Annotated in this window: 12 protein-coding genes; 7 read left to right on the top strand and 5 right to left on the bottom strand. The window is 39.1% G+C overall.

The annotated features are described in order from the left end of the window. The first annotated feature begins 262 nt into the window (after window positions 1-262). Window positions 263-619, top strand: coding sequence for a hypothetical protein (locus V7201_RS20030; protein ID WP_335378536.1), 357 nt, complete (start codon window positions 263-265; stop codon window positions 617-619). Between the two features lie 77 nt (window positions 620-696). On the opposite strand, the gene V7201_RS20025 is transcribed toward V7201_RS20030, so the two are convergent. Then, entirely contained in the window at window positions 697-1056 is a 360-nt protein-coding gene (locus tag V7201_RS20025; protein ID WP_335378535.1) for a YugN family protein, read from the bottom strand. A 404-nt stretch (window positions 1057-1460) separates the two neighbouring features. On the opposite strand from V7201_RS20025, the gene V7201_RS20020 reads away from it, so the two are divergent. Then, a complete protein-coding gene (locus V7201_RS20020; RefSeq protein ID WP_335378534.1) occupies window positions 1461-1889 on the top strand; it encodes a CBS domain-containing protein in 429 nt (142 codons plus the stop codon). Between the two features lie 442 nt (window positions 1890-2331). After that, window positions 2332-3393 (top strand): CAP domain-containing protein, encoded by a 1062-nt coding sequence (locus V7201_RS20015; RefSeq protein ID WP_438825085.1) that lies wholly within the window; start codon window positions 2332-2334, stop codon window positions 3391-3393. Between the two features lie 45 nt (window positions 3394-3438). On the opposite strand, the gene V7201_RS20010 is transcribed toward V7201_RS20015, so the two are convergent. After that, window positions 3439-3807, bottom strand: coding sequence for a hypothetical protein (locus V7201_RS20010; protein ID WP_335378532.1), 369 nt, complete (start codon window positions 3805-3807; stop codon window positions 3439-3441). Window positions 3808-3816: 9 nt separating this feature from the next. Next, a complete protein-coding gene (locus V7201_RS20005; protein WP_335378531.1) occupies window positions 3817-4308 on the bottom strand; it encodes a PaaI family thioesterase in 492 nt (163 codons plus the stop codon). 269 nt (window positions 4309-4577) lie between these two features. Here V7201_RS20005 and V7201_RS20000 point away from each other — a divergent pair, with 269 nt between their 5' ends. The 3 genes from V7201_RS20000 (at window position 4578) to V7201_RS19990 (ending at window position 5801) form a co-directional block, all read left to right on the top strand. Then, on the top strand, window positions 4578-4979 hold the full coding sequence (locus V7201_RS20000; protein ID WP_335378530.1) for a YlbD family protein: 402 nt from the start codon (window positions 4578-4580) through the stop codon (window positions 4977-4979). Window positions 4980-4992: 13 nt separating this feature from the next. Beyond that, on the top strand, window positions 4993-5232 hold the full coding sequence (locus V7201_RS19995) for a YlbE-like family protein (protein WP_335378529.1): 240 nt from the start codon (window positions 4993-4995) through the stop codon (window positions 5230-5232). A gap of 152 nt (window positions 5233-5384) precedes the next feature. Further along, window positions 5385-5801 (top strand): YlbF family regulator, encoded by a 417-nt coding sequence (locus V7201_RS19990; protein ID WP_335378546.1) that lies wholly within the window; start codon window positions 5385-5387, stop codon window positions 5799-5801. Between the two features lie 97 nt (window positions 5802-5898). Here the strand turns inward: V7201_RS19990 and V7201_RS19985 are convergent, their stop codons facing one another. Next, window positions 5899-6225 carry a hypothetical protein gene (locus V7201_RS19985; protein WP_335378528.1) on the bottom strand — a complete coding sequence of 109 codons (327 nt, stop codon included), beginning with the start codon at window positions 6223-6225 and terminating at the stop codon, window positions 5899-5901. 218 nt (window positions 6226-6443) lie between these two features. Here V7201_RS19985 and V7201_RS19980 point away from each other — a divergent pair, with 218 nt between their 5' ends. After that, the gene (locus V7201_RS19980; protein WP_251483168.1) at window positions 6444-6719 is read left to right on the top strand and encodes a YlbG family protein; all 276 of its coding nucleotides are present in this window, start codon (window positions 6444-6446) and stop codon (window positions 6717-6719) included. Between the two features lie 76 nt (window positions 6720-6795). Here V7201_RS19980 and V7201_RS19975 read toward each other — a convergent pair whose 3' ends face one another. Beyond that, window positions 6796-7185 (bottom strand): DUF7147 family protein, encoded by a 390-nt coding sequence (locus V7201_RS19975; RefSeq protein ID WP_335378527.1) that lies wholly within the window; start codon window positions 7183-7185, stop codon window positions 6796-6798. Window positions 7186-7303 lie beyond the last annotated feature (118 nt).

Below are 7303 nucleotides of genomic sequence, written 5' to 3'. Positions count from 1 at the left end.
TTGTTTAACAGAGCCAAAAATTAAAAAACCTTAACATTTAAATTATAGTACGCATTTAATATAAGAAACAACAAAAATCAACGTTAAACCGTTAATTCTATGCTTTTTTTGAGGACAATGATACTTTTCTTATCAGCCTATTTAATGAACTCTTCGTTCCCGAGCCAGAAGAAATGAAAATGAATCTAATCAATATACAGAATGAAGTCAAAATATAAAAGATTCTTTGCGAAATCAGCCTTCTAAAACAAGGGGTGGGGCAATGAAGAATACTAAGAACATCATGCCGCCTTTTTTAAGAGAGGTATGCAGTGCTGTCTGTGCGATTGTTCACGCCAATATTAACGAAAGCCATTATTTTAAGCAATCTGGATTCAAGAAGAGAACAAGCATTTCCTCAAAATTAAGAAAGAATGTCCTTTCTGACCATGGGGTAATAGTTGAAATTGAACAAGAAATAATAAATGTTAAAATCCATGTAAGCGTGAGGGTTGGTGAATCATCCATTTTTCACAATGCTTTGGAACTGCAGAATAAAATCACGGAGGAAATTCTGTTGTTAACTTCGTTTAAAGTGCAGCGGGTGGATATTATGATTACTGGAATATATCGGAAGTAAAAAAAGACGCATTTGCATGCGTCTTTTGTGTTCAGAAAGCTTGTGAGCTTCTTTTTCGCAAATTGGATATTTAGCTCCTATAATGCGAATTTCTCGACTTCTGCTTTAACTTCTTTAAGAAGCTTATCGCACTGGCTTACGAGTGTTTTAGGGAAATGTTCACCTTCACCATATTCCACACCATGCGGATAATAATGTTTTCCAAGCAATGGAGTCATCAGCTGAATGATTGCTTTATGTGCCCCAACGTCACCTTCATGCACATGGCCCTGAACGCGAAGATAGTATGTACCTTCTTTGATCTCGTACTTCTTGTCATAAGTAACCCGTTCATAATCCCATTGCCCTTCACGTACAAGACCATGCTCAAGCATAACCTCGTCAAGACGGTTTAAGTCTGCCTTTAATGTCTCAATGCCGGTATTTTCAAATTTCATCTTATTCCCTCCTAAAAAACCACTGCTAAAATATACTAAAGTAAGATTATATCTCAGTTTCAATAATAGTAAAAAATTGAATAAGTTGCAATGAATATAAAGTGAAACTTCAATCACTTTGTTTTTTTTCAACTGCTGCTGTTTCTTAGATTCAGCCATCGGCCGTTTATCGACAGCTGCTCTTTTAATGAGCCTTATTTTTTTCACGTGAAAAGTTTTTAAACTGATGGACATAATGATTGTCTATCTCGCAAAAATATGTTCATTTCCTATTCTTTTAACTTGCGGCAAAGATAGTATCTGATAGGTAAGCTAGAATTATGTAGTCTTTCCAGCATAAAATGCCTTGTTAGGGAAATCCTAAAGTAAAGTAAAGCAAAGTTTTACAAAAGGAGGATTATGAGGTGCGTAAAATCCGTGAAATCATGACTAGTGATGTTGAAACATGTACTTTGTTGGATAATGTCTTCGAGGTTGCTGTGAAGATGAAGGAATTAAATGTAGGTGCTATTCCGATAGTAGATGGAGACAGGCTTGTTGGAATGATTACCGACAGGGATATCGTCATTCGGGGCATAGCTGAGAAACACCCGCCATCTTCTAAAGTTGAGGCAGTCATGAGCAATCATCTGGTCACTGCTACACCAGATATGTCAACACAGGAAGCAACAAAGCTTATGGCACAGCATAAGGTCAGAAGATTGCCTGTTGTGGATGGAGATAAACTTATAGGAATTGTGGCTTTGGGAGACTTTGCTATAGATGAACTTACCGATGACCAGGCGCAGCAAGCACTTTCAGAGATATCAGAACCTGGCACCCAACTGCAGTAAAACATGGCCCAACGCCAGCCCCGCGAAAAGCGAAGAGGCTGGAACGGAAATCGATGTACCATTTATACTGCCGCCCTATAAATAAAAAGAGGGTGTCCCAAAAGTTTATACCTTTCGGGACACCCTCTTTTGTTTTCGATTAAAGCGCACGGCTGAGTAATCCAAATGAAGAGGTTTTTAATGTTTTTCGCTGTTAATTCAATGCTTCTATCAAAAAGAACTCATTAAATGATATAATAATTTTAAAAATTGCTCATATAGTAATAGAAAGAATCTAGTAGGCAGATTTCTTCAAAAATTGATTTGGAGATCATGGAGATTAAAAGGATTCAGAGCATTTTGCTGCCTTATATGTTCTTACAAATGGATCTATGCCTCATAGTTATTAACAATAAAGCATTCGAAGAGAGCTGAATAGAAAGGGGGTTTCCATCTGCGCACGATAGGAAGGATTTTAATCATTGCAGCAATCTTTTTAATAATTGGCTTATATCTGGGGTTTACCAAGGATAATGGTGATGACTTGGTATTAGAACAGGAAACAAAGCCTAAAGTAGATGAATCTCTTGATAAAAAGGTCAGTGAACAGAGCCTTCATGAAGGAATTCGCCAGCCGGAAAAGGGTGTAGGGTCGCTTTTGGGTAAAGATATTGATGCCCTGAAGTCTGTCCTGGGAAAGCCGTCAAGAGTGGATCTTTCTGGTTATGGTTTTCATTGGTGGGTATTCAATAATGACCTTGACCAATATATCCAGGCAGGAGTCCTTAATGGAAGGGTCGTTACTGCTTATGGCATAGGTCCGGCTCTCAATGTAGAGCCATTCAGAATTGGACAGCCTGTAGATGAAATTTTTGCCCTTAATGTTATCGAACCTGAAGTTACATTCGAACTAAATGGAAGCACATATAAATTTGAACTTTCTGAGCAAGATATGAATACCAGGCCAATCGTGAAAATGGGTGAATACTTCGTACAGCTGTATATAGACAAATTTACCGGGTCTGTTTCTAGCATTCGCTATATGGATAAAGACACACTCGTAAAGCAAAGGCCGTATGAAATGGTATACAGGGGTGACTTAATAGATCCTCCAGAGCCATCTGAAGAGGATTGGCAGAGAATTGAAGCAGGGACGGAAAAACAAATCCTCGATATCACTAATGTAATGAGGTCACGTCACGCATTAGGAAATCTCCAATGGGATGACCAAACGGCAGAAGTTGCATATGCCCACAGCAAAGACATGGCAGAAGGGGCATACTTTTCACATGAGTCCGAAAAATTCGGGAATCTTTCAGATCGTTTAAAAGCAGCAGATGTGTTGTACGAACTGGCAGGAGAGAATATTGCGGCCAACTATACGGATGCCCCAGCAGTCGTAGAAGGCTGGCTGAACAGTGAATCCCACCGGGAAGCTTTACTAAATAATGAATTTACACACTTGGGAGTCGGTGTTTACCGAAAGCATTACACACAGAATTTTGTGAAACGCTGGGAAGAGTAATAGCTATCATAACTTTATCCATAAAAAAAGAAGCCTGAGAAACTTTTATCTGGCTTCTTTTTCTTGTTTTATTGCGCGATTAATCGAGAACTGTCCTTCTTTCCAATTTCCGTATAAATGTACAACATCACCTGCTTTAAATACTGGTATCTGAACTCCGCTACGCAAAGGGGTGACCTTTTTTACATAAATGTCTTTCACGTCAGTCTGGATCTTCATGATAGAAATATGGTTGAACCTGTGATAATAGAATCGTTCTTTTCGTTCGCTTACATCGATGATTTTTCCGCTAACAATTGCTTCTTCAGGAATATCCTCTAACTTAATCCACTCCTCGTAATTTTCCTGCATTTCTCTCCTGGTAAGCCAGTAAAAATAAGCAAGTACGATCGGGATTACAATTGCCGTAACCATTAAATCACCCTATTTGTGTTGTTTTTCCACGACGAAAAAGCTTCCTGATGAATGCGCTATTTTCTTGCCGTCAGATCTGAATACGTCTGCTTCAACAACAACTGTACTTCTGCCCTTATGGACAACAGTCGCTTTGCAGTGCAGGCGTTCTCCAATACCTGGCGACAGATAGTGGATATTAAGCTGTGATGTCACTGCAGCATATCCGTCAGGGAGAAGCTTATTCGCGAGAGTTCCCATTGCGGTATCAAGAAGCGTGGCAGTAAAGCCGCCATGCACGATGCCAAGGGTATTATCGAGCATTTTCGTGATTGGTATGTCAATCTCGCATGTTTCATTATCAAGTCTTCTATCCATGTGAAGGAGTCCATCTATGAATGTGCTGTTTTTTCCTGTAAGTTTATTTTTGACACCTGACAAAACGACCTGGAGAGTTTCTAAATCTTGTTCGCTGGAGAGTGAGATGCATTCTTCTAATAGCTGTTGCAATTCTTTTTCCATCTATTTATTTACCTCTTTCTTTATGGCCTTTTTCGTAATAAAAAGGTTATTCCCCCCACTTACAAACCTTTTAGCAAAAGTAGGATCTTAGCGAAAATAGCCAGCATTTACAATCTGTTTTTTATTTTAACACTTAAAAAAAATTTGATGAACAAGAACGTCTGAGAAAGATAAAAATACATTCAATATTTATTGGGCATTTTCCTCACCAATCTGAAATGTAAATCATAAGTTATTATAGGCATTTGTTACACAGTGAGGTGAGAGTTATGGCCAAAAAAAATCTTCATCCCTCTGTTCAAAAATTCAAGGAGTTTGTAAAGGATCATCCTGAACTCATCCAGGAAGTGAGAAAAGGGAACTCGACCTGGCAGGATTTGTATGAGGATTGGTATCTGCTTGGTGAGGATGACCCTAAATGGAGCAGCAGCAAAACCAGCGAAAATAAAGATTCAGTCGAAGGACAGGAAAAGAAAACTGATTGGCTTGGAACCATCATGGGTGCGGTGAAAAATATGGATCCAGAACAATTGCAGGGACAAATCTCTAACATCAGTCAGGCACTCGGAGCGATTCAAGGGGTACTTTCGCAGTTCCAGGGACATAAAGGAGGCCAACAGTCTGCAAAAAGCTCTGGTCCGGGGCATCCTTTTTCATTCAGGAAGGATTAGGAGGGAGCTAATTATGAGAAAAGAGGTAATAGAGCAATTGCGGTCCAATAAAGAATTAATTGAGTTTGTCCGAGCCCAGCCACACTGGTATAGAAAGCTTAGCAGAGACCCACGCGACATTTACTCTGCACAGATTGCTGCGCTCCACCATTTTGAGAAAACCATTCCGCATAAGGTGCAGAAATTTTCCAATAGTGTCCAGATGGCATCAATGATGATGCATATGTTCTCAAGCATGAACTCCCAATCATGACGAAGCTTTCTTCTGTGTGAAGAGAGCTTTAATTTTTGCCTCGCTTATCTTAAAATACTGCGCACCAGAAAATTTCGCATTTCTGGCAGATTCATGGTAAAATGAGGTTCGGAGGTGAGCCAGCATTGCTTGCTGTTACATCAGAAAGAGTTATGTTATTAGAAGAAGCTGAACAACTTGTCAGCATGATTTTGCAATCTGATATTGCCGAGCATTATCGGCAATGTTTATATAGTGTTAAAAACGATCCTGAAACTCAAAGAAAGATTCGCGAGTTTGTGGATATGAAGGATCGCTATGAGGAAGTCCAGAGGTTCGGAAAGTATCATCCTGACTATAAGGAAGTTATGGGCAAGATTCGCATCGTTAAAAGGGATCTTGATATGGATGAGGTCGTAGCTGAGTTCAAGAAAGCTGAAAATGACCTTCAAGGGCTTCTTGATGAAGTAAGTGTCATTATTGGCAGGTCAGTCTCAGAAAGTGTGAAAGTGCCGACTGGCAACCCATTCTTCGAAAGCTCATGTAGTGGCGGCTGTGGCAGCGGCGGAAGCTGTGGATGTTCCGCATAATAGATCAGCAAGAGCATGGACCGAATCCATGCTCTTTTCTTTACCCCTTTAACGCAGTGGGGGTCTGACCCCCAACGCTTTAAAGCGTTGCTGTGCGTTATTCCTGGTTTTTAAGCCTTATACAATCTGGGCATAGATTTCCGCAGCAGAACATTTTTCTCTGCGGGACATAGAAGCGATGGCGGAATACAAAGAGATGGTCTTCATTTCTGATAAACTCAGTTTCACTATGAAGCTGTTTGCCTTGCATTGCTCCAGCTGCTGATTGCCTTATGGCTTTTTCCAGTTCATTTTTACTTGGATGATCATTCGCATATATATATAAGAAGGGGATACCTGCGGACTTTTTATAAGTTGCTTGAGCAATTGAATCGTATTCACAAAGCATTTTTAAAAATAGTGTCCAGATTACTTCAATATCCATATAATCACCTTATAAAATACTTTATTTGTCCGGCTCCAGTGAGCAGCCTGTTTCCCATTTCCATTAAACCAGGAATACTTATATAAGCCTTTTAGCTATTCTTAACATAATACGCAATAACCACAAAAGGGGCAAACTGGATATTCATTATTGAAAACTTAGGTTTTTATATGCTAGACTATTACAAAGCAAACGTTTACCAAAGGGGAACCAAGAATATGATAGGACAGAGGCAAGGAATAATCGTCTGGCTCTATTCACTGAAACAAGCCAAGATGCTTAGAAGATTTGGAAATGTTCATTTTGTCTCGAAAAGACTTAAATATGCCGTGATCTATTGCAACCTTGAAGAGACAGAGGCGTTAATGGAAAAGATCAGTTCATATTCGTTTGTTAAAAAGGTGGAACCTTCTTATAAGCCATTCTTAAAAATGGAATTCGAAAACTCTTCACCTGATAAAGCGAAGGAATATGATTATAAAATGGGTATATAAAAAAGGTAAAGGTGAGGAGAAACTCCTCACCTTTTTCTGTATCTTTGCTTGATCAGGCTATTACAATTTTGCAATTCTATTGCATAGGCGGGATATAGTGGTTCAGCCTTAGAATTCCTATTAAATATTGATAATACAATTCTTTCTCTGCGAATTGGTTGGATGGCTTTGCATCAAACTCGATAATTGTTTTGTCCAGTTCCGCTGCCAGCTCTGCAAACATGTCATATCTTTTGTTTTTCAGCACATGCGGATTGGGAATCCCTTCCCTGCAAACATACATTGCCTGAAAGCTGCCAGGATTGGTCGGCTTAAGGATAACAACAAGTGAGGTAACGTCTTTATTATTTATCTTTGAATGGATTGCCATTAAATGCATCAGTCGATTGCGGTTCGCTTTAGCAGTTTCAATCAGTTCGTAAATATCGGAATATCCTTCCCCAAGCTCAATAAAACGCTGAATCAATCTTAAAATCCCCTTCCAACTTATCATTCCATCATACTTTATCATTTACAGCTAAAAATTTGAAGGCATTCTTGATCATCTTCCATATTTGAAACTATTTTCAAAAAATATCTTACTC

Origin of the sequence: Bacillus sp. JJ1122 (assembly GCF_036964885.1) — a bacterium.
Lineage (GTDB): Bacteria > Bacillota > Bacilli > Bacillales > Cytobacillaceae > Mesobacillus.
The sequence above is the reverse complement of the archived record's forward strand: the minus strand, read 5'-3'. Positions and strand labels throughout refer to the sequence as shown.

What these genes read in the sequence shown, in the direction of transcription:
- V7201_RS20010 (WP_335378532.1), bottom strand. Translation starts at nt 3,807, where the DNA reads ATGGTTACGGCAATTGTAATCCCGATCGTACTTGCTTATTTTTACTGG.
- V7201_RS20005 (WP_335378531.1), bottom strand. Translation starts at nt 4,308, where the DNA reads ATGGAAAAAGAATTGCAACAGCTATTAGAAGAATGCATCTCACTCTCC.
- V7201_RS19980 (WP_251483168.1), top strand. Translation starts at nt 6,444, where the DNA reads ATGATAGGACAGAGGCAAGGAATAATCGTCTGGCTCTATTCACTGAAA.
- V7201_RS20030 (WP_335378536.1), top strand. Translation starts at nt 263, where the DNA reads ATGAAGAATACTAAGAACATCATGCCGCCTTTTTTAAGAGAGGTATGC.
- V7201_RS19985 (WP_335378528.1), bottom strand. Translation starts at nt 6,225, where the DNA reads ATGGATATTGAAGTAATCTGGACACTATTTTTAAAAATGCTTTGTGAA.
- V7201_RS20000 (WP_335378530.1), top strand. Translation starts at nt 4,578, where the DNA reads ATGGCCAAAAAAAATCTTCATCCCTCTGTTCAAAAATTCAAGGAGTTT.
- V7201_RS19995 (WP_335378529.1), top strand. Translation starts at nt 4,993, where the DNA reads ATGAGAAAAGAGGTAATAGAGCAATTGCGGTCCAATAAAGAATTAATT.
- V7201_RS19990 (WP_335378546.1), top strand. Translation starts at nt 5,385, where the DNA reads ATGTTATTAGAAGAAGCTGAACAACTTGTCAGCATGATTTTGCAATCT.
- V7201_RS20025 (WP_335378535.1), bottom strand. Translation starts at nt 1,056, where the DNA reads ATGAAATTTGAAAATACCGGCATTGAGACATTAAAGGCAGACTTAAAC.